Origin of the sequence: Mesorhizobium sp. M7A.F.Ca.CA.001.10.2.1 (genome assembly GCF_003998575.1) — a bacterium.
Taxonomy (GTDB): domain Bacteria; phylum Pseudomonadota; class Alphaproteobacteria; order Rhizobiales; family Rhizobiaceae; genus Mesorhizobium.
The window spans coordinates 1-1111 of sequence record NZ_RZQY01001097.1 but is presented as its reverse complement, the minus strand read 5'-3'; the positions used below and the strand labels follow the sequence as shown (position 1 = coordinate 1111).

Annotated in this window: 2 protein-coding genes; one reads left to right on the top strand and one right to left on the bottom strand. The window is 64.6% G+C overall.

The window, feature by feature from the left end; genetic code table 11:
- Positions 1–373: GTP-binding protein (locus tag EN964_RS35385; RefSeq protein WP_127277504.1), on the bottom strand; the 373-nt coding region annotated here is incomplete at its 3' end.
- A 236-nt stretch (positions 374–609) separates the two neighbouring features.
- On the opposite strand from EN964_RS35385, the gene EN964_RS35380 reads away from it, so the two are divergent.
- The coding region (locus EN964_RS35380) for an FAD-binding oxidoreductase (RefSeq protein WP_164776452.1) at positions 610–1111 on the top strand (502 nt) is incomplete at its 3' end.

Sequence of the window (1111 nt, the reverse complement as noted above, 5' to 3'; positions counted from 1 at the left end):
GTTTCAGTGTGCGCGGCTCGATGCCCTTGGCGGCATCGATGACCATGACCGCCGAGTCGACCGCCGACAGCGTGCGGTAGGTGTCGTCGGCGAAATCCTCGTGGCCGGGCGTGTCGAGCAGGTTGAAGACATTGTCCTCATACTCGAAGGTCATCACCGAGGTGACGACCGAGATGCCGCGCTCGCGCTCGATCTTCATCCAGTCGGACCGCGTCTGGATCTTGTCCTTCTTGGCCTTGACCTCGCCGGCGAGCTGGATGGCGCCGCCGAACAGCAGCAGCTTTTCGGTGAGCGTCGTCTTGCCGGCGTCCGGGTGCGCGATGATCGCGAAGGTGCGGCGGCGTGCCACTTCTTCTTCTATTGCTTCGGGCATTCTCTGGGATTTCCGTGTGACAGGCCGGGCTTCTAGCAGCGCAGTGCCGGCCTGTCGACCGGTCCGGCGGCTCGGGCGCTGCTGATCGCCGCCTCACCGTCAGAGCATACAGCTCAGTCGTGCTGTGGCTCCGGCCAGTGCATTGCCGCATATTTTACGCTGCGCGATGTTGGCAAGCGGCTGCCGGGATGGCACTGGATGAACATCCCTCCGGATGACGAGGCAGAGGAGCAAGCATGACTGCGGCGAAACAAGTAATCGTCATCGGCGCCGGCATCATCGGTGCCTCCACCGCCTGGCATCTGAGCAGAGCGGGTGCGCAAGTGACGGTGATTGCCGACAGTGCTGCCGGTGGGGTGGCGACGCCAAATTCGTTCGCCTGGATCAACGCCAGCTGGGGCAATCCGGAGCCCTATTTCCGGCTGCGCACCCGCGCCATGGCCGAATGGTCGCGGCTGGCGCAGGACCTGCCCGACCTGCCGCTGAGCTGGTGCGGCGGCCTGTGCTGGGACTTACCGGCGGCCGACATGGAAACCTACGCCACGGAACATTCCGCCTGGGGCTATGGCATCAGCCAAGTCGACCGCGCCGGTGCAGCGCGCATCGAGCCCAATCTCACCGAGCTTCCGGATTTTGCCCTGCATGTTGCCGAAGAAGGTGTCGCAGAGCCCGTGGCCGCCGTCCGTGCCCTATTGGCAGACGCGAAGCGACATGGCGCGAAGACCATCTCCAGCACGG